The following is a 19,718-nucleotide window of genomic DNA, read 5'->3' as shown; positions in this document are numbered from 1 at the left end:
GGTGGGGGCATCAATCAAGCAGAGTGGTGGATTGTTACGGTCAGAGTAATGGTTGCCTGGACTGTAGCCTTCGCGGGCAAGCCCGCTCCCACAGTGTCCGTGTATTGCCCAATATCTGCGGCAACCACAATACCTGTGGGAGCGAGCTTGCTCGCGATGGGCCCTTCAGACGAGCGCGGCACTCACCAACAACTCCTCCAACGCCAACAAATCCGGCACCTTGGCCACTTGATCCGCCACCTGCACCGCCGCCATCTCCAGCGGGCACAACGGCACATCCACATAACTCAACTGACTGTCGAGCTTGTACGAGCGCGGTATCCCCTGGACCAGTAGCGCGATGAATTTCAACTCGGGCCGACCGCCGAGCGCATTGAGAATGACGATTCGCGCGCGTTCGCCGATGGCGATTTTCTGCCCGCACGCCGACTCGAAGCTGAGCAACGGAATCTGCCGGTCGCGCCACGCTACCCGTCCCAGGTACCAGGGTGGTGAGTCGAGGTCGAAGGCCGCGGGCTGGTAATCGATCAGCTCCGCCACGGCGACGTTCGGCAGGATCAGGTTGCGGTCGGCCAGTGGCAGTAGCAGACCGGTGAGTTGGCTGTCGCGCGGGTCGTGGCGACGCTCATGCATGGGCCTTGCTCCACAGGGCGATACTTTCGAGCAGTACCGATTCCTGGTACGGCTTGCCAAGGTAGTCGTTGACGCCGATGGCCATGGCCCGGTCGCGGTGTTTCTGGCCTGTGCGTGAGGTGATCATGATGATCGGCAGGTGCCGCAGACGCTCATCATTGCGCACTTGGGTCGCCACTTCGAAGCCATCCATCCGCGGCATTTCGATGTCCAGCAGCATCAGGTCCGGGCTGTGTTCTTCCAGCAGCAGCATGGCGTCGACACCGTCCTTGGCGGTCAGCACGTTCATGCCGTGGCGTTCGAGCAAACGGCTGGTGACCTTGCGCACGGTGACCGAGTCGTCGACCACCATCACCAGCAAGGGCCGCTGCGGCTCGACCTCGACTTCGTGGCTCACCGGACGCTGCGGCGCCCGCGCTTGCATGGCGCGAACTGGTGCCAGCAAATCCAGGATCAGCACCACCCGGCCGTCCCCCAGAATCGTCGCCCCGGACACCCCTTGCACCGCCGCGAACTGCGGGCCGAGGCTCTTGACCACGATCTCGCGGGTGCCCGCCATGGCATCGACCTGCACCGCAATGTGACGCTCGTTGCACTGCACCAGCAATACCGGCAGCGGCAGGCCCTGACCCAGCAGCCGTGGACGCGGGCTGGTTTTCAGCAGCTCACCCAGGTAACACAATTCATAGCGCTGCCCGGCGTATTCATAAGCCGGCGGATCAAGACGGAAATGCCCTTCGAGTTCGTTGGGCAACACGCGGACAATGCCATCGATAGTGTTCAACGGAATGGCATATTGGTCTTCCCCGCATTGCACCATCAGCGCCCGGTTAACCGACACGGTGAACGGCAGGCGGATGCGGAAATGCACGCCCTGCCCTGGTACGGAGTCGATGCTCATGGTGCCGCCCAGTTGCCGTACTTCCTCGTGCACCACGTCCATGCCGACACCGCGCCCGGAGATCTGGGTGATTTTCTCGGCGGTGGAAAACCCCGGTTGCAGAATGAATTGCAGCACGTCGTGGTCGCTGATGACGCTGTGGGGGTCGAGCAGGCCGCGCTTGATCGCCTTGCGCCGCACCGCCTCCAGGGGCACGCCGGCACCGTCGTCGCGAATATCGAAAATGATGTCGCCACCTTCGCGCAACAGGTCCAGGGTGATCCGCCCTTGCGCCGGCTTGCCCGCCGCCACTCGCACAGGGGCGGCTTCCAGGCCATGGTCGACGGCATTGCGCAGCATATGCTCCAGCGGCGCCGCCATGCGTTCGAGCACATTGCGATCCATTTCGCCTTCAGCGTTGCCGACGATGAACTCGACGTCCTTGCCCAGCTCACTGGCCACTTGACGAACAATGCGCTTCAAGCGCGGCAGCATCCGCTCGAACGGCACCATGCGCGTGCGCATCAAGCCTTCCTGTAACTCGGTGTTGATGCGGCCCTGCTGCTGCAACAGGTTTTCTGCGTCCTGGTTGCGCCGGTCGAGGGTTTCCTTGAGGTCAAGCAAGTCGGAGGCGGATTCGAACAGGGCGCGCGACAGTTGTTGCAATTGCGAGTGGCGGTCCATTTCCAGCGGGTCGAACTCTTCGTAACCCAGGCGTTCGGCGTCGACTTGCTGGCGGCTGAGGATCCTGCCCTGGGTTTCGGTATCGAGCCGGCGCAACTGGTCGCGCATGCGCTCGATGGTGGTTTCCATCTCGTTGAGCGCCACCTGCGCGTCGTTGACCTGCTGCTCGATGCGACCGCGAAAGATCGACGTTTCAGCGGCCAGGTTGACCAGGTCGTCGAGCAATTCTGCCGAGACCTTGACCATGTCCGCCCCGGCATCGGGTTGCAGCAGCGGCGTCTCGGCTTTCGCCACAACGGGCACGGTGAGCGGTACCTGGGATTCAGGCAGCACCGGGTGACTGAAGTTCTGGATGGCGTCGATCAACCGGTCGGCCGGCGGCAACGGCTCACCGGCGCGCGCTGCGTCGAGCATCTGGGCCAGCCGGTCATGGCTGCGCTGCAGCAGTTCGAACAACGCCGCCGTGGGTTGCAGCACGCCGGTGGATAAACCTTCGTAGAGAAATTCCAGCTCATGGGCCAAATCGCCAATCGGAGCGATTTCCACCATGCGTGCACCGCCCTTGAGGGTGTGCAGGTCGCGCAGCAGGGTTTCCACTTCCTGACGGCTCGATGGCTCGGCCTGCCAGCGCAGCAGCGCCGCGCCGGAGCTTTCGATGATGTCGAAACCTTCCTCAAGGAAGATATCCAGCAATTCGCCGTCATGGTGGGCCGAGTCGTTGCTGGTCGCTGCGTCGATCACCTCGGCGTTACCTGCGTGACTTTGCCGAAACGCGCGAATCGTTTCGATCAGTTCCCCGGGTTCGTCCAGGGCTTGCTGGTCTTGCAGTTGTTCAAGCAACTGCGCCAGACGGTCATGGCTCTGTTGCAGCAACTGCACCAGCACTTCGCTGTGGCTGTAACGGCGGTCCGCCAGGCCCTCATAGAGGCTTTCCAGTTCCTGGGCCAGGTCGCCGACCGGCTCGACCTCGGCCATCCGCGCGCCCCCTTTTAGGGTGTGCAGATCGCGCTGCAAGGACGACAGCGGCGCGGCGTTGTGCGGGTCACTGACCCAGCGTTGCAAGAAATGGTTGGCACTTTGGAGGATATCCTCCGCTTCCTCGAGGAAGATCGAAACGATATCGTCGTCCAGCTCGGCTGCGCGGTCCTTTGTAGGAGCTGGCTTGCCAGCGAAGGACTCAAAGGCACCGCGTTTATCCAATGAAAGCGCGTCATCGTTATCGTCCATCGCGAGCAGGCTCGCTCCTGCAGGGGGGAGCGTGCGCTCGAGTTCGGCGGTGGCGTCGCCCAGCTCGCGGATGCTCAAGGTGCGACTGCCATCACTGCGGATCAGGCCCATGGCCGAAGGGTCCAGGCTCTGATCAAGCAAGCCGTGCAAGGCCCGAACCCGTTCTGGACGTGGACTGACTTCCTGGCCGGCCGCCAGTTCATCGAGCATGTTGATCAGCGCTTCGTGGGCATTTTGCGCCTCATGGAAAAACGCTTCGCTGACCGCCAGGCTGCTCTCTTCCACTGCACCGTAGAGGTCGAGCAAGGCTTCGCAGAGCTCATCCACCGGGTGCAGGTCGGCCAGATGCGCACCTTCGCCGAGGGTGGTCAGTTCGTCCAGCAGTGCACTGAGTTCCTGGCGCTCGCCTGGGTGCTGCTGCCAACGCCGCAACAGGCTTTCGGCGTCCAGCAGGATGTCCATGCCCTGGGCCAGGAAGTTGGTGATCAGCTGCGGGTCTCGCTTGACCCTCAGGCCGCTGCTGGGCGAGCTCAAATGGCTTTGCAGGCGCTCGGCGAGCAGCGCCCTGGCACGTTCGATCAGGGCCCGGGAGCCGGGGATTTCAGCGAGCGGGTCGGTCTTGAGCTGACGCAAGCCAAGACGGAACAAGCCTTCGGCCTCCAGCAGCACTTCGACTTCGTCCATGTCGAGCGCGATCAGGTGGGCCTTGTATTCCCGGGCCAGTTGATCCAGCGGCGTCGCCAGCTCGGCAATCGGCATCACCCCCGCCATCGACGCACTGCCCTTGAGCGTGTGCAAGGCGCGCTGCAGTTCATCGCTGGCCTGCAGCGGCAGGTGTTCGGCGGCCTGATCGAGAAAGCGGTTGAGGCTGCTCAAATGGGTTTCGGCTTCCTTGCGGAAGATTTCCAGCAACAGCGGGTCGAGGGCCGCGACGTCCTGGGTGTCCTCGTCCTCTGCCGGGGTCTCGCCCTTGGCCAAGGCGTGGGCACGCGCCGCCAACTGGTCGACATCGTTGCGCTGACGCTGGGCATCGGCGGCGTATTCGGCCACCAGTTCCGGCAGCAGGTCGAGCACATCGCCGAGCAGCTGCTGCACGCTGGCGCCAGCCTCTACGCTCTGTTCCAGCACGCGGTTGAGCAGGTTTTCCAGGGCCCAGGCCAGTTCGCCGAGCACCAGGGCGCGCACCATCCGACCACTGCCCTTGAGGGTGTGGAAGGCGCGGCGCAATTCACTCAGGGCCAAGCGGTTGGAGGGATCCGCCGACCAGCGTGGCAAATACTCGCGAAGGACCTCCAGCACTTCATCGGCTTCCTCAAGGAACACTTCGCGCAATTCCTCGTCCACCGGCTCCTCGCCCGACGGTGGCGGCAGCAGGCTATCCGGGGTGTCGAGCGCGGGCGGGTTCAGCACAGAGACCGGGTTGGCCAGTACATCGGCCAAGGCTTGCGCGATGGCCGGGGCATCCCGTTCCTGCTGTTGTCGCAGGGCCTGTGCTTCGCGGGGGCTCAAGACATCCGCAAGCACCGGTACCTGTCGTTCGCTGGGGAAGAATCCAAGTGCAGCCAGGCTGCTTTGCGCCACGTCGAGCAGGTGTTCACCGGGCGCTTCGGGGTCGTCGCTGAGGCGCTCAAGGTAATATTCGATGCTGGTGATGACGTCGGCCAGGCTGTCCAGCGCCTGCCAGCCGGGCTGATCCGGATCGAGCAGCAGGTGTTCGCGGATGAAATGATTGCAGGTTTCGATCAGGCCCGCCGCCCGGCTCAACGGAATCATCGCCAGCGCACCGCGCACCTGGGTCAGCAAGGCCGGCAGTGCCTGCAGATGCTGTCGGTCCCAATCGGCATCGATGTAGTCGACGATCATGTCCTTGGCCTGCTGCAGGCAGATGCGCGCTTCCTTGATGACGATCTGGTGGATCTGCGTCAGGTCGGTGGTGGGCAGGCGACTGTCTTCCTGGCTTTCAGGCTCCACGGTGCCGACCATGCCGGCCAGCGTCGCTTCGACGTAAAGCAAGGCCCCGGCCACGTCCATGAGGATCGCGTCATCGGGTGCGCGCTGGCCTTGGGCCAGGCTCAGCACCACCGCCAGTTGATCGATGATGACCTTGCGTGGCTGGCCAAAACCCAGCACCGCCAGGGTGTCGGCGATTTGCCGCAGGGGTGCTAGCAGGCTGTCGAGGTCCGAGGTGTGTTGCCGGTCGCTGCGCACGAACAGGTCCAGGCGCTCCTTGACCCGCACCAGTTCTTCGCACAATGCCGCCAATACCGAGCGCATGGCGTCACGGTCGGGACCGGCCAGCCTTGCGCGTTCTTCGTCGACCATCGCGCTGTCAGGCAATGCATCGTCCAGTGCGTAGCGATCTTTCATGGTCAGCATCTGCCCGGTGGGATGTTCGGCCTTGGCAATATAGAACAGCAAACTCTTGAGCAACTCGGGCGGCGGCGGCTGATTGATGCCCTGCATGCCCTGTTCGAGCAGACGCTTGAGCTCTTTGTCGGCCTCCTTGAACAGGCTGCGCAAGGCCGGGCTGTTGGCAATGACGCCAGCGCGCATGCCTTCGACCAGCGCCGAGCCGACTTGCCACAGCGGGCTGAGGGGCGCTGTACCGGACAAGCCTTCCAGGCGCGTAAAAACCTTCGCCAGGTACTCCAGGTGAGTGTCGTCGTCCTGTTCACGCAGCAAACCGACCAGGGCCATCTGCAACATCTGCCGCAACTTGCGCAGCACATTCGGCAGTTCGGTCGGCTCCAGCAGCGCCAGGGACGCTTCGTCCAGAGGAGCCAGGTCTGGCAACTGCGGGCTGAACAGGCTGGTTTCCGACAACAGGCTTTCGCCTCGTGCGCTGCGCAGGTCGTTGATCAGCGGCAACACCACCAAAGGCAAATCGCGGCGGGCGCCTTGTACACGATCAAGGTAGATCGGCAATTGCCCCAGCGCTTGCAGCATCAGGTGCAGCGCCTCGTCGCGATGATGAACGCGATTGTGTTGCAAGGCGGTGACCAGATGTTCCATTTCTTCGGCGAGCAGAGCCGCGCCGTAGAACTCGACCATCTGCAGACTGCCGTGAACCTGATGGATGCACGCCAGGCATTCGCTCAGGGCGTGCGTCGCCTGCGGGTCATCAAGCTGGGTTTCGATCGCGTGATGAGCCTGCTTCAGCGTTTCGGCAATTTCGCCTTTGACCCATTCGAGGGCCACATAGTCGTGCCGATCACCCATAACCACTCCAATCCCCACTTCAATCAAGATAGCCGTGCCCGGGGGCGGTTCAAGCTTTGTCCGCGACCTGCGCCTGGGTGGCCGGCAAGGTGAAACCGGACACCGAACGCCGCAACTGGCTGGCCATTTTTGCCAGGTTGCCGATGCTCTCGGCAGTGGCTGTAGAGCCGGACGAGGTCTGCGAGGTGATCTGCTGGATCACGTTCATCGTCAGGGAAATCTGACCGGCAGACGATGTCTGTTGTTGCGCCGCGTTGGAAATGCTCTGGATCAGCGCCGCCAGGGTCTTGGATACCCCTTCGATTTCTTCCAGGGCCACACCGGCATCCTGCGCCAGACGCGCGCCTCGCACCACTTCGGTGGTGGTCTGCTCCATGGAAATCACTGCTTCGTTGGTGTCGGCCTGGATCGCCCGCACCAGGGTCTCGATCTGCCGCGTCGCGGCCGAAGAGCGTTCCGCCAGGCGCTGCACCTCGTCGGCGACCACTGCGAAACCACGCCCGGCATCACCGGCCATGGATGCCTGGATCGCCGCATTGAGAGCGAGGATGTTGGTCTGGTCGGCAATATCATCGATCAAGCTGACAATATCGCCGATTTCCTGGGAGGACTCGCCAAGACGCTTGATTCGCTTGGCGGTGTCCTGAATCTGTTCGCGGATGTTGTCCATGCCATGGATGGTGTTGTGCACCACCTCGTTGCCCTTGTTGGCGATCTCCACCGAACGCTCGGCCACCGCCGAGGATTCCGCGGCGTTGGCCGACACCTGATCGATGGACTCAGCCATGTCGTTGATCGCGGTGGACGCTTCGGAAATCTGTTGGGCCTGATGTTCCGAGGCCTGCGCCAGGTGCATCGCGGTGGCCTGGGTTTCCTGCACGGCGGCAGCGACCTGGCCGGCTGTCAGGTTGATCGTTGCCACCAGGTCGCGCAGTTGGTCCACGGAATAGTTGATCGAATCGGCAATTGTCCCGGTGAAGTCTTCAGTCACCGTGGCGGTCACGGTCAGGTCGCCGTCGGCCAGGTCTTCGATTTCGTCGAGCAGGCGCATGATCGCATTCTGGTTGCGCTCGTTCTTTTCGGCGGTTTCGCGCAACTGCCGATTGGTTTCGCGCACCATCACCAGGCCGATGAGGATGATCGACATCAACGCCCCCAGGCCCAGGACATAGCCGCCGATGGTGTCGGTGTCACGTCCCCCGGCGAGGTTTTCGAAGCCGCTGGCCAGGTGGGACGCTTCGTCGAGCAGGGTTTGCGACAGGCTGAAGATATTGGTGGCCGACTCACGGACCTTGAACAGCTCCGGGGAGGTTTCGAGGATTTCGTCCACTGAGCCGGAGACGAACTCGAACAGCTCGGAAATCTCGATCAGCCGCGCGCGCGCGTCACGGTCCTCGACCTGGCTGACCCGCAGTGCCGCGTTGCCCTGGAGCATGCCGTTGAGCACCTGCCCGAAACGCGCCGCATCACGGCCGAACGCATCGGCGGCCTGCTGCGAGTTTTCGTCGCCGGACAGTACCGTATTGACCGCACCTAAAATACGTTCGGCCAGCAGCGATTGGCGCTGGGCCATCGCCACCTGCGCAGCCGGGGCTCCACGTTGCAGCAGGGTTTCCACCACTTTTTCGTATTCGACCTGCAACTGCGGCACGGTTTCGGCCAGGGTCGCGGCGACCTGATGCAGCGACAACACCGTCTGTTCACTGGACAGGATGGCGTCGGTGTTTTTCAGCAGGCGTTCCCAGTCCAGCTGTACGGCGCGCATTTCCGGGCGAACGCTGGGTGGTGCCGGTGGCAAACCGGTGGCGGGATCGCCTTTCTTCAGATAACTCCAGCGCCGGGCAAAATCGTTGCGCGCATCGCTGAGCAACTTGAACGCCGCCGCCTTGCCGGCAGCGGCTTCGGTGGCATTCTTGGCAATGCGCTGGGACAGCACGCGCAGCTCACCGGCGTGGCCGATGTACTGTTTATCGTAAGTGGCCTGGGTGTTGAGGTACGCGAAGTTGGCGAACAGCAACATGATGAAGATGATCAGTGCGATGAACAGCGCGATGATCTGCGATCGACTGCGCGACGCTTCCATTGGCTTGCCTGATTTTGCTTTTGTCATCGGTAACCAACACCCTTCAAAGCTTGCCGAAGTACCTGTGGGAGCCGTGTTTACAGCGCGACGTTCATGAATCCTTGCGACCGCGCCAGCGCAAACAGGCTGAACACCTGCCAGCTCTGTTCTCGCTGAAACCGGCCTTCGATAAATGCCGAAATCGGCCCGTTCGAATGATCTGCCGGCTCCAGGCTGTCCCGGGCAAAGTGCTGCAAACCAACGACTTCATCGACCAATAACCCGGCAAACACGTCTTCATGCTCCACCACCAACACCCGTCGCTGCTTGCGCGCCGCCGAGGTTTCGTGGCCGAAGAAGCCTGCCAGGTCCATGATCGGCAACAAACGCCCGCGCAGATTGGCCACGCCCTTTACCCAAGGCTTGACCCCCGGCACCAGGGTAAACCGCGGCTCGTGCAACACTTCACCGACTTCGCCCATGGGCGCGACGTACCAGTGTTCGCCCAGGCGAAAACCGATACCGCTCCAGCTGTCCTGACGGGTCGGCTGGGACGGCAAGTCCGCCGCCAGCAAGCGACAGCGCCGGTCGATCTGCAGCAGCAGTTCGAAGGCGGTCAGTGATTGGCTCATGGTCCTGTGATCAACCGGCCAGCACGTTGTTCAGGGTCTTGATCAGGGTGTCTTCGTCGACCGGCTTGGTCAGGTAGTCCTTGGCCCCTTGGCGCGTGCCCCAGACCTTGTCGGTTTCCTGATCCTTGGTGGTGATGATGATCACCGGGATGTGGCCGGTTTCCGGGTCCTTGGTCAACTGGCGGGTCGCCTGGAAACCGTTGAGCCCAGGCATGACGATGTCCATCAGCACCGCGTCGGGTTTTTCCTGGCGGGCCAGGGCCACGCCGTCTGCGCCGTTTTCGGCTTTCAATACTTCATGACCGTGCTTTTCCAGCATGCCAGTCAGTTTGTACATTTCGGTCGGCGAATCGTCGACGATCAGGATACGTGCCATGGTCTTCCCCATTCTTGTCGGCGCAGGGCCCAATGGCCGAGCGTCACTGTAGGTGTCTTACTGCGGCAAAACAGCGGCAAAGCCCGGAACATGGGCCTGGATCGCGTTCAGCAGTTCTTCCTTGCTGAAAGGCTTGGTCAGAAACTGGTCGGAGCCGACGATGCGCCCCTTGGCCTTGTCGAACAGCCCATCCTTGGACGACAGCATAATCACTGGCGTGGACTTGAATGCACTGTTGTTCTTGATCAATGCGCAGGTCTGATAGCCATCCAGGCGCGGCATCATGATGTCGACAAAGATGATGCCGGGGTGGTGATCGGCGATCTTGGCCAGGGCATCGAAGCCGTCGATGGCCGTGATGACCTCGCACCCCACGTTCTTGAGCAGTGTTTCGGCGGTGCGACGAATCGTCTTCGAATCATCGATCACCATGACCTTCAAGGCGCTGGGTTGCTTTTCCATAGGTGCTCTACCGTCGCCTTTACGAATCTATTTGTCCATCTGCAGGGCATCGAGGGCTCGAAACCCTTGATGTTCAAGGGTCGGCACAATATGGCAGCCTTTTTAGCACAGTCTCCAAATCCAATCTATCGGCCGGCCCTGGCAGTGGTTTTTCCTTGACCGGGAACACACTCAGCGCCACTCTGACGCCACTTTTATACGCTGATCCTCTGTAGGAGCGAGCTTGCTCGCGATGGTCGTCAACGATAATGCGTGCTGTCAGGATGAACGCGTTGCCCTTGAGTTTTTCGCGAGCATGCTCGCTCCTACAGGGGATCGACACTGCCCCCAAATTTCGAGGAATAACCCATGAGCGTTCGTGTCGGGATTGTCATGGATCCTATCGCCAGCATCTCCTATAAAAAGGATAGCTCGCTGGCCATGCTGCTGGCCGCACAGAAACGCGGCTGGGAACTGTTCTACATGGAGCAGCGCGACCTGTACCAGGCCGAAGGTCAGGCACGGGCGCGGATGCGTCCGCTGAAAGTGTTCGCCAACCCGGAAAAATGGTTCGAGCTGGAAGCCGAGCAGGACAACCTGCTGAGCGACCTGGACGTGATCCTGATGCGCAAGGATCCGCCGTTCGACATGGAATTCGTCTACTCCACCTATTTGCTGGAACAAGCCGAAAGCGCTGGCGTGCTGGTGGTCAACAAGCCGCAGAGCCTGCGTGACTGCAATGAAAAGCTGTTCGCCACGCTGTTCCCGCAGTGCACGCCGCCGACCATCGTCAGCCGCCGCCCTGACGTATTGCGCGAATTCGCCGACCATCATGGCGATGTGATCCTCAAGCCGCTGGACGGCATGGGCGGGTCCTCGATCTTCCGTCACACCGCCGGCCACCCGAACCTGTCGGTGATCCTCGAAACCCTGACCCTGCACGGCCAGCAGCAAATCATGATCCAGGGCTACCTGCCGGCCATCGTCGATGGCGACAAGCGCATCCTGATGATCGACGGCGAGCCGGTGGACTACTGCCTGGCGCGTATCCCCGCTGCCGGTGAAACCCGTGGCAATCTCGCCGCCGGTGGCCGCGGCGAAGCCCGCCCATTGACCGAGAAGGATCGCTGGATCGCGGCGCAAGTCGGCCCGACCCTGCGCGAAAAAGGCCTGTTGTTTGTCGGCCTCGATGTGATCGGCGAGCACCTGACTGAAATCAACGTCACCAGCCCAACCTGCATCCGCGAAATCGATAACGCCTTCGGCACCGATATCGGCGGCTTGCTGATGGATGCCATCGATCAGAAGCTCAAGGCCCGTTGATAAGCCAAACCAACATTGCGTTATCATGCGCGGCCTGTGAAAACGTGATGTTGGTTTCCTTGTCATGACCCTCCCGTCCGATCTGCCCCTCGAACTCGCCCACCACGGCGTGCGCCCGGCCGATCGCCTCGGATTTACCCTGTTTCTGGCGGCGTTGGTGCATCTGGCCTTATTGCTGGGCGTCGGTTTCACGATGGTCGAGCCCAAGCAGATCAGTAAAACACTGGAAATCACCCTCGCCACCTTCAAAAGCGAAAAGACGCCGGAGAAGGCCGATTTCCTCGCCCAGGAAAATCAGCAAGGCAGCGGCACCCTGGACAAGAAGGCCGTCCCCAAGACCACCGAGATCGCGCCGTTCCAGGACAACAAGGTTCAAAAAGTCACGCCACCTCCAGCGGCCAAGCCTGAACAGCGGGAAGCCCCGCCCAAGGCTGCCGTGACCACCGTCGCACCGAAACCGAAGAAAGCCGCGGCGAAAACCGAAGAGCCCAAGCCCGTCACCAAACCTGCGGTGGCGGCACCGACATTTGACAGCGAACAACTGTCCAGCGATATCGCCAGCCTCGAAGCCGAACTGGCCCAGGAACAGCAGTTGTACGCCAAGCGCCCGCGCATCCACCGCTTGAGCGCCGCTTCGACCATGCGCGACAAGGGCGCCTGGTATAAGGATGAATGGCGTAAAAAAGTCGAGCGCATCGGCAACCTCAATTACCCCGACGAAGCCCGGCGCAAGCAGATCTACGGCAACTTGCGCCTGATGGTCTCGATCAACCGCGACGGTTCGCTGTATGAGGTGCTGGTACTGGAGTCTTCCGGGCAACCGCTGCTGGATCAGGCGGCCCAGCGCATCGTGCGCCTGGCGGCGCCGTTTGCCCCCTTTACCGGGGACCTGTCGGACATCGATCGCCTGGAAATCATCCGCACATGGAAATTTGCACGCGGCGATCGCCTCTCCAGCAACTGACAGACGTAAGCCCCGTAGGAGCTGGCTTGCCAGCGAAGGCGTTTTCGAGATCGCTTTCGCTGGCAAGCCAGCTTCCTACAGGTAATCAATCTCAAGCAAACATCGACACTTCGGCTTGTCAGTTCGTCCCTCCAACGCCACACTAGCGTTCATGAAAAACGTCAGCCCCAGCTACCTCAAGCATCACTTCCTGATCGCCATGCCTCACATGGTCGACCCGAACTTTGCGCACACCTTGACCTACATCGTCGAGCACACGGCCAATGGTGCCATGGGGCTGGTGGTCAACCGTCCGCAGGACCTGAACCTGGCCGATATCCTCGAGCAATTGCGCCCGGACATCGAGCCGCCCGCGCTCTGCCAGCACGTGCCGATCTTCATCGGTGGTCCGGTGCAGACCGATCGCGGTTTTGTCCTGCACCCCAAGGGCCAGAGTTTTCAGGCGACCGTTGATCTGGAAGGCGAGCTGTCCCTGTCGACCTCGCAGGACGTGCTGTTCGCCATTGCCGATGGCGTCGGCCCGGCGAAAAGCGTGATCACCCTGGGTTATGCCGGCTGGGAAGCCGGGCAACTGGAGGCCGAGCTGGCCCAGAACGCCTGGCTGACCTGCCCGTACGATGCCGACATCCTGTTCAACACCAGCAGCGAGCTGCGCCTGGAAGCGGCGGCCAAGCACCTGGGCGTCAACCTCAGCCTGCTCACCAGCCAGGCGGGGCACGCCTGATGGCCCTGCGGTTGATTCTGGGGTTCGACTACGGCACCAAACAGATCGGCGTTGCGGTTGGCCAGGTCATCACCGGCCAGGCCCGCGAGCTGTGCACCTTGAAGGCACAAAACGGTATTCCCGACTGGGATCAGGTCGAAGCGCTGATCAAAGAGTGGAAACCCGACGCCGTGGTGGTCGGCCTGCCGCTGAACATGGACGGCACGCCCAGCGACATGTGCGCCCGCGCGGAAAAATTCGCCCGACGCCTGAACGGCCGCTTCAACCTGCCCTTCTACACCCACGATGAACGCCTGACCACCTTCGAGGCCAAGGGCGAACGCCTGGCCCGGGGCGGGCAGAAAGGCAGCTACCGCGACAACCCGGTGGATGCCATCGCCGCCGCCCTGCTGCTGCAAGGCTGGCTCGACGAGAACAGCGCATTGTTCCAATCCTAATCCTGAAGAGCCGTCACCCGTCTCTTTTAGCTACAACCCGAGCCACCTGCGGCAACGACCCGGCTCGGGCCCAAGAAGGAGCAACCATGAGCCTGCCCAATCCCGACGAACTGATCAGCCAGATGGCGATCCGTCTCAAGGCACACCTGGAACACCGTGGCATCAGCGAACCGCGCTACATCGGCATTCGTACCGGTGGCGTGTGGGTTGCCCAGGCCCTGCTCAAAGAGCTGGGCAGCGCTGAACCGCTTGGCACACTCGACGTTTCCTTCTACCGCGACGACTTCAGCCAGAACGGCCTGCACCCGCAAGTGCGCCCCTCGGCCCTGCCGTTCGAGATCGAAGGCCAGCACCTGGTGCTGATCGACGACGTACTGATGAGCGGACGGACCATCCGCGCCGCCATGAACGAACTCTTCGACTATGGTCGCCCGGCCAGCGTGACGCTGGTATGCCTGCTGGACCTGGACGCCGGGGAACTGCCGATCCGCCCGAACGTACTGGGTGCGACCCTGTCCCTGGCAGCCCACGAGCGGGTGAAACTGTCGGGGCCAGAACTCAAGCTCGAACTGCAAGACCTCGCCCTTTAATTCGACCTATTGAGAGTCCCCCTCGCGATGACGCCTCCAGATACCAAGCGCCCGCTGCAGCTCAATGATCAGGGCCAGCTGCGCCACTTCCTCTCGCTCGACGGTTTGCGCCGCGAGCTGCTGACGGAAATCCTCGACACCGCCGACTCGTTCCTCGAGGTCGGCGCCCGGGCGGTGAAGAAAGTCCCGTTGCTGCGCGGCAAGACCGTGTGCAACGTATTCTTCGAAAACTCCACCCGCACCCGCACCACCTTCGAACTGGCGGCCCAGCGACTGTCGGCGGACGTGATCACCCTGAACGTGTCGACATCGTCGGCGAGCAAGGGGGAAACCCTGCTCGACACCCTGCGCAACCTGGAAGCCATGGCTGCCGACATGTTCGTCGTGCGCCACGGTGATTCCGGCGCCGCACACTTCATCGCCGAACATGTTTGCCCACAAGTGGCGATCATCAACGGCGGCGACGGCCGTCACGCCCACCCGACCCAGGGCATGCTCGACATGCTCACCATCCGACGGCACAAGGGCGGTTTCGAAAATCTTTCAGTGGCCATCGTCGGCGACATCCTGCACTCGCGGGTGGCGCGCTCGAACATGCTGGCCCTGAAAACCCTGGGTTGCCCGGACATCCGCGTGATCGCGCCGAAAACCTTGCTGCCGATCGGCATCGAGCAATACGGCGTGAAGGTCTACACCGACATGACCGAAGGCCTGAAAGACGTCGACGTGGTGATCATGCTGCGTCTGCAGCGTGAGCGCATGACCGGCGGCCTGCTGCCAAGCGAAGGCGAGTTCTACCGCCTGTTCGGCCTGACCACCGCGCGCCTGGCCGGCGCCAAGCCGGATGCCATCGTCATGCACCCGGGGCCGATCAACCGGGGCGTGGAAATCGAATCGGCGGTAGCCGACGGTCCACACTCGGTGATCCTCAACCAGGTGACCTACGGCATCGCGATTCGCATGGCCGTTTTGTCCATGGCCATGAGCGGTCAAACTGCGCAACGCCAATTCGAGCAGGAGAACGTTCAGTGAAGCTCAGCATTCTTGGCGCCCGCGTCATCGATCCGGCCAGCGGCCTGGATCAAGTCACCGATATCCACATTGAAGCCTGCAAAGTCGTCGCCATTGGCGCCGCGCCGGCCGGTTTTGTCGCCGTCGACACCATTGATGCCACAGGCCTGGTGGCCGCCCCTGGCCTGGTCGACCTCAACGTTGCCCTGCGCGAACCGGGCTACAGCCGCAAAGGTTCGATTGTCAGCGAAACCCGCGCCGCCGCTGCCGGTGGCGTGACCAGCCTGTGCTGCCCACCAAAAACCAAGCCGGTGCTAGACACCTCGGCCGTGGCCGAGCTGATCCTCGACCGCGCCCGCGAAGCCGGTAACGCCAAAGTGTTCCCGATTGGCGCGCTCAGCAAAGGCCTGGATGGCGAACAGCTTGCAGAGCTGGTTGCCTTGCGCGATGCCGGTTGCGTGGCCTTCGGCAACGGCCTGGAGAGTTTCCGCAACACCCGCACCCTGTGCCGGGCACTGGATTATGCGGCCACCTTCGACCTCACGGTGATCTTCAACTCCCAGGACCACGATCTGGCGGAAGGCGGCCTGGCCCATGAAGGACCGACCGCGAGCTTCCTCGGCCTGCCGGGCATCCCGGAAACCGCCGAAACCGTGGCCCTGGCCAGGGATCTGCTGCTGGTCGAACAGACGGGCGTGCGTGCTCACTTCAGCCAGCTCACCAGCGCGCGTGGTGTAGCCCTGATCGCCCAGGCCCAGCAGCGCGGCCTGAAGGTCACGGCGGATGTCGCCCTGTACCAGTTGATTCTGACCGACGAAGCGCTGATCGATTTCAGCAGCCTCTATCACGTGCAGCCACCGCTACGCACCCGCGCCGACCGTGAGGGTTTGCGCGCAGCCGTGAAGTCCGGCGTGGTCTCGGCCATTTCCAGCCATCACCAGCCCCACGAACGGGACGCCAAACTGGCACCGTTCGGGGCTACCGAGCCCGGCATCAGCAGCGTTGAATTGCTGCTGCCGCTGGCAATGACCTTGGTGGAAGACGGCTTGCTCGACCTGCCGACGCTGCTGGCGCGACTCAGCACCGGCCCTGCCGAGGCCTTGCGCCTGCCGGCAGGCAAGCTGGCGGTGGGTGGTGCGGCGGATATCGTGCTGTTCGACCCGGCGACCACGACCGTGGCCGGTGAGACCTGGCTGTCCAAAGGTGAGAATTGCCCGTTCATTGGCCATAGCCTGCCGGGCGTGGTGCGTTACACCCTGGTGGACGGACGGATCAGCCACCAGGCTTGAGACCGAGTCGCCCCAATCGCTGGCAAGCCAGCTCCCACAGGATTTAGGTGATCCCTGTGGGAGCTGGCTTGCCGGCGATAGCGTCTTAGAAGGCGCCTCTGTTCTGCGCGTTGCGAACCGATACCTGATCATTCAGCGTCCAGAAGTCATACAGCACCCCCAGAAAAAACAACCCGCCCGTCACCAGGTACAGCAACCCGCTGATCCACTTCCCCTGATACATCCGGTGCACACCGAACACCCCAAGAAACGTCAGCAGAATCCACGCCACGTTGTATTCAATCGGTCCAGCGGTAAATCGCAGGTCCGCTTCACGGTCCATGGCCGGAATCAGGAACAGGTCGATCAACCAGCCGATCCCCAGCAAACCCAAGGTGAAGAACCAGATCGTCCCGGTCACCGGCTTGCCGTAATAAAAGCGGTGAGCACCGGTAAATCCAAAAATCCACAGCAGGTAACCGATCACCTTGCTGTGGGTGTCTTGATGCGGGACGGGCGGTTGATAGGTGTTCATGGAGGACCTCGATTCACGCGATAGATAAATATTCTTTAAATCTTTGTGACTTTTTTACGAGCAGCCGACGTATGGCAAATGCTACCGTCACTCTCGCCAAACCCTTATAGCACCTGACTTCTGTCGGACAATTGCGTCAACTTACCGCTTATTTGGTTCCGTTAGACCCCGATGGAATCGACCAACGGCCTCAGAATGCCAAAAAAAGCTGTTATAAAGTTGCGCGCTAACACATACGAGCCCTGCCTAATGCGTCCATTTTTCAAGACATGGCTAACCATTTGCCTATTATTGCCACTGGCCGCCCACGCCACCAATCGTGAGCAACGTCTTCCGAACGTTAATGGTTACACCCCAAAATCCCATGCTGCTGCTCCTTCGAGCAAAAGCAAGAAATCGGTCAAACTGGCTCCACAGCTGGTCAGCAAAAGCAGCCTGGTGCCGCCGATGGCGACCCGGGAAAGCAGCAACGTGCTGAGCCGCGCCGTTAACGTCCTCGGTACGCCGTACCGTTGGGGCGGCAGCAGCCCGAGCAAGGGCTTCGACTGCAGCGGCCTGGTGAAATACGCGTTCAACGACGCCACGTTTGACCTGCCACGCACTTCCAATGCCATGGCCAGTGGTCACGGCGAGAAAGTCGATCGCAACGATTTGAAACCGGGCGACCTGATTTTCTTCAACATCAAGAGCCGTCGAGTCAATCACGTTGCCATCTACCTGGGCAACGACCGCTTCATCCACGCACCACGTCGTGGCAAGTCGGTGAGCATCGACACTCTGAAGAAACCGTACTGGGAAAAGCACTACGTAGTGGCCAAGCGGGTTCTGCCGAAAGATCAGAAAGCATTGCAGGTTGTTCAGCGCTAACCTGCCCTGCCCCCCTGATGATCGTTCCCACGCTGTGCGTGGGAACGATCGACGTCCATCAGAAGTTATCCGGCGATCGCGCCTTCTCCCGCGCCTGTTCGCGACTGACCAGACCCTTGGTCACCAGGTCCTTCAAGCCCATATCCAGCGTCTGCATCCCCAGCGACCCGCCCGCCTGAATCAACGAATACATCTGTGCCACCTTGTCTTCCCGGATCAGGTTACGGATGGCCGATGTTCCGAGCATGATCTCGTGGGCTGCGACCCGACCGCCCCCAATCCTCTTGACCAGGGTCTGGGACACCACCGCCAGCAACGACTCGGAAAGCATCGAACGCACCATCGACTTCTCGTCCCCGGGAAACACGTCGATGATCCGGTCGATGGTTTTAGCCGCCGAGGTCGTGTGCAGAGTACCGAACACCAGGTGGCCGGTCTCGGCAGCGGTCAAGGCCAGGCGGATGGTTTCCAGGTCACGCATCTCCCCCACCAGGATCACATCCGGGTCTTCGCGCAGGGCCGAACGCAAGGCTGTGGCGAAACTGCGGGTATCGCGGTGGACTTCACGCTGATTGATCAGGCATTTGCGCGATTCGTGGACAAACTCGATAGGGTCTTCAATCGTCAGGATGTGGTGATGGCGATGACTGTTGAGGTAATCGATCATCGCCGCCAAAGTGGTGGACTTACCGGAGCCCGTCGGGCCTGTCACCAGGACCAGGCCGCGTGGCGCGTCGGTCATCTTGCGAAACACTTCGCCCATGCCCAACTCTTCCATGCTCTGGACCCTGGACGGGATCGTGCGAAAGACCGCACCGGCACCTCGACGCTGATTGAAGGCATTGACCCGGAATCGCGCGACACCGGGCACATCAAAGGAAAAGTCGGTTTCCAGGTGCCTTTCGAACGCCACCCGCTGGGCGTCGTTCATGATGTCGTAGATCAGCGCCTGCACTTCCTTGTGCTCCAGGGCCGGCAAGTTGATGCGCCGCACATCGCCATCGACGCGAATCATCGGCGGCAGGCCTGCCGACAAATGCAGGTCGGATGCGCCTTGTTTGGCGCTGAATGCCAGCAACTCAGTGATATCCATAGCACCCCTCAATTCCAGTAGAATGCCGCCAACCTCAGACCGCTGGCGCCTCTTGAATGTCCACGATAGCAGACAACATTGAACGGGTTGGTTCACGTATCCGTGCCGCCGCCCTCGCCGCCCACCGCGATGAAAACAGCGTCCAGTTGCTGGCCGTCAGCAAGACCAAACCCGCACAGGCGCTGCGTGAAGCCTATGCCGCTGGCCTGCGCGACTTTGGCGAGAACTACCTGCAGGAAGCCCTGGGCAAGCAGCTTGAACTGAGCGACCTGCCCTTGATCTGGCACTTCATCGGCCCCATTCAATCGAACAAGACTCGTGCAATCGCCGAGCACTTCGCCTGGGTGCATTCCGTGGACCGCCTGAAAATCGCGCAACGCTTGTCCGAACAACGTCCTGCCGATCTGCCGCCCTTGAACATCTGCATCCAGGTCAATGTCAGCGGTGAAGCCAGCAAGTCCGGCTGCACCCCGGCGGACCTGCCGGCCCTGGCCAACGCCATCAGCGCCTTGCCGCGCCTGAAATTGCGCGGACTGATGGCCATTCCCGAGCCAACCGAAGATCGCGCCGCCCAGGATGCCGCTTTCGCTGCCGTGCAAAGCTTGCAGGCCAGCCTGAATCTGCCGCTCGACACACTTTCCATGGGGATGAGCCACGATCTCGAATCGGCCATCGCCCAGGGCGCCACGTGGGTGCGGATCGGTACCGCACTATTTGGCGCCCGCGACTACAGCCAGTCGTAAATATGGCCA

Annotated in this window: 17 protein-coding genes; 9 read left to right on the top strand and 8 right to left on the bottom strand. The window is 61.7% G+C overall.

The genetic code is table 11. From position 1 onward, the window contains the following. Positions 1–165: 165 nt before the first annotated feature. The 6 genes from ACIO0C_RS01515 to pilG are packed head-to-tail and all read right to left on the bottom strand — an operon-like array spanning position 166 to position 10,175. Positions 166–633, bottom strand: a complete 468-nt coding sequence (locus tag ACIO0C_RS01515; RefSeq protein WP_401306932.1) for a chemotaxis protein CheW — start codon at positions 631–633, stop codon at positions 166–168. Next, complete coding sequence (locus ACIO0C_RS01510; RefSeq protein WP_401306929.1) at positions 626–6,643, bottom strand: Hpt domain-containing protein; 6,018 nt, start codon at positions 6,641–6,643, stop codon at positions 626–628. The genes ACIO0C_RS01515 and ACIO0C_RS01510 overlap by 8 nt, the downstream gene beginning before the upstream one ends. Before the next feature lie 49 nt (positions 6,644–6,692). Next, positions 6,693–8,753: a methyl-accepting chemotaxis protein gene (locus ACIO0C_RS01505; RefSeq protein ID WP_401306926.1), complete on the bottom strand. Its 2,061-nt coding sequence runs from the start codon at positions 8,751–8,753 to the stop codon at positions 6,693–6,695. 50 nt (positions 8,754–8,803) lie between these two features. Next, complete coding sequence (locus ACIO0C_RS01500) at positions 8,804–9,337, bottom strand: chemotaxis protein CheW (protein WP_401306923.1); 534 nt, start codon at positions 9,335–9,337, stop codon at positions 8,804–8,806. Between the two features lie 10 nt (positions 9,338–9,347). Further along, positions 9,348–9,713 carry a twitching motility response regulator PilH gene (gene pilH / locus ACIO0C_RS01495; RefSeq protein WP_007897961.1) on the bottom strand — a complete coding sequence of 122 codons (366 nt, stop codon included), beginning with the start codon at positions 9,711–9,713 and terminating at the stop codon, positions 9,348–9,350. A gap of 57 nt (positions 9,714–9,770) precedes the next feature. Then, positions 9,771–10,175: a twitching motility response regulator PilG gene (gene pilG, locus ACIO0C_RS01490; protein ID WP_008063477.1), complete on the bottom strand. Its 405-nt coding sequence runs from the start codon at positions 10,173–10,175 to the stop codon at positions 9,771–9,773. Positions 10,176–10,523: 348 nt separating this feature from the next. Here pilG and gshB point away from each other — a divergent pair, with 348 nt between their 5' ends. From gshB to ACIO0C_RS01455, 7 genes are all read left to right on the top strand, one after another. Further along, entirely contained in the window at positions 10,524–11,477 is a 954-nt protein-coding gene (gshB, locus tag ACIO0C_RS01485; RefSeq protein WP_401306920.1) for a glutathione synthase, read from the top strand. Positions 11,478–11,541: 64 nt separating this feature from the next. Continuing rightward, positions 11,542–12,441: an energy transducer TonB gene (locus tag ACIO0C_RS01480; protein ID WP_401306917.1), complete on the top strand. Its 900-nt coding sequence runs from the start codon at positions 11,542–11,544 to the stop codon at positions 12,439–12,441. Between the two features lie 151 nt (positions 12,442–12,592). Beyond that, entirely contained in the window at positions 12,593–13,165 is a 573-nt protein-coding gene (locus tag ACIO0C_RS01475) for a YqgE/AlgH family protein (RefSeq protein WP_008063482.1), read from the top strand. Beyond that, positions 13,165–13,602 (top strand): Holliday junction resolvase RuvX, encoded by a 438-nt coding sequence (gene ruvX / locus ACIO0C_RS01470; protein WP_020797382.1) that lies wholly within the window; start codon positions 13,165–13,167, stop codon positions 13,600–13,602. Before ACIO0C_RS01475 ends, ruvX begins: the two co-directional genes overlap by 1 nt. 86 nt (positions 13,603–13,688) lie before the next feature. After that, on the top strand, positions 13,689–14,192 hold the full coding sequence (pyrR, locus tag ACIO0C_RS01465; protein ID WP_401306913.1) for a bifunctional pyr operon transcriptional regulator/uracil phosphoribosyltransferase PyrR: 504 nt from the start codon (positions 13,689–13,691) through the stop codon (positions 14,190–14,192). 27 nt (positions 14,193–14,219) lie between these two features. Next, complete coding sequence (locus tag ACIO0C_RS01460) at positions 14,220–15,224, top strand: aspartate carbamoyltransferase catalytic subunit (protein WP_008063486.1); 1,005 nt, start codon at positions 14,220–14,222, stop codon at positions 15,222–15,224. Continuing rightward, on the top strand, positions 15,221–16,492 hold the full coding sequence (locus ACIO0C_RS01455) for a dihydroorotase (protein ID WP_401306910.1): 1,272 nt from the start codon (positions 15,221–15,223) through the stop codon (positions 16,490–16,492). The genes ACIO0C_RS01460 and ACIO0C_RS01455 overlap by 4 nt, the downstream gene beginning before the upstream one ends. Positions 16,493–16,577: 85 nt before the next feature. Here ACIO0C_RS01455 and ACIO0C_RS01450 read toward each other — a convergent pair whose 3' ends face one another. After that, positions 16,578–17,006 carry an NINE protein gene (locus ACIO0C_RS01450; RefSeq protein ID WP_401306907.1) on the bottom strand — a complete coding sequence of 143 codons (429 nt, stop codon included), beginning with the start codon at positions 17,004–17,006 and terminating at the stop codon, positions 16,578–16,580. A 249-nt stretch (positions 17,007–17,255) separates the two neighbouring features. On the opposite strand from ACIO0C_RS01450, the gene ACIO0C_RS01445 reads away from it, so the two are divergent. Next, positions 17,256–17,873, top strand: a complete 618-nt coding sequence (locus ACIO0C_RS01445) for a C40 family peptidase (protein ID WP_401306904.1) — start codon at positions 17,256–17,258, stop codon at positions 17,871–17,873. A 58-nt stretch (positions 17,874–17,931) separates the two neighbouring features. On the opposite strand, the gene ACIO0C_RS01440 is transcribed toward ACIO0C_RS01445, so the two are convergent. Beyond that, the gene (locus tag ACIO0C_RS01440) at positions 17,932–18,966 is read right to left on the bottom strand and encodes a type IV pilus twitching motility protein PilT (protein WP_401306901.1); all 1,035 of its coding nucleotides are present in this window, start codon (positions 18,964–18,966) and stop codon (positions 17,932–17,934) included. Between the two features lie 56 nt (positions 18,967–19,022). Here ACIO0C_RS01440 and ACIO0C_RS01435 point away from each other — a divergent pair, with 56 nt between their 5' ends. Then, positions 19,023–19,709 (top strand): YggS family pyridoxal phosphate-dependent enzyme, encoded by a 687-nt coding sequence (locus tag ACIO0C_RS01435; RefSeq protein WP_401306898.1) that lies wholly within the window; start codon positions 19,023–19,025, stop codon positions 19,707–19,709. Positions 19,710–19,718: the final 9 nt, after the last annotated feature.

It is taken from the genome of Pseudomonas sp. NPDC087336, assembly GCF_044744285.1.
In the GTDB taxonomy this organism is placed as follows: domain Bacteria; phylum Pseudomonadota; class Gammaproteobacteria; order Pseudomonadales; family Pseudomonadaceae; genus Aquipseudomonas.
The sequence above is the reverse complement of the archived record's forward strand: the minus strand, read 5'-3'. Positions and strand labels throughout refer to the sequence as shown.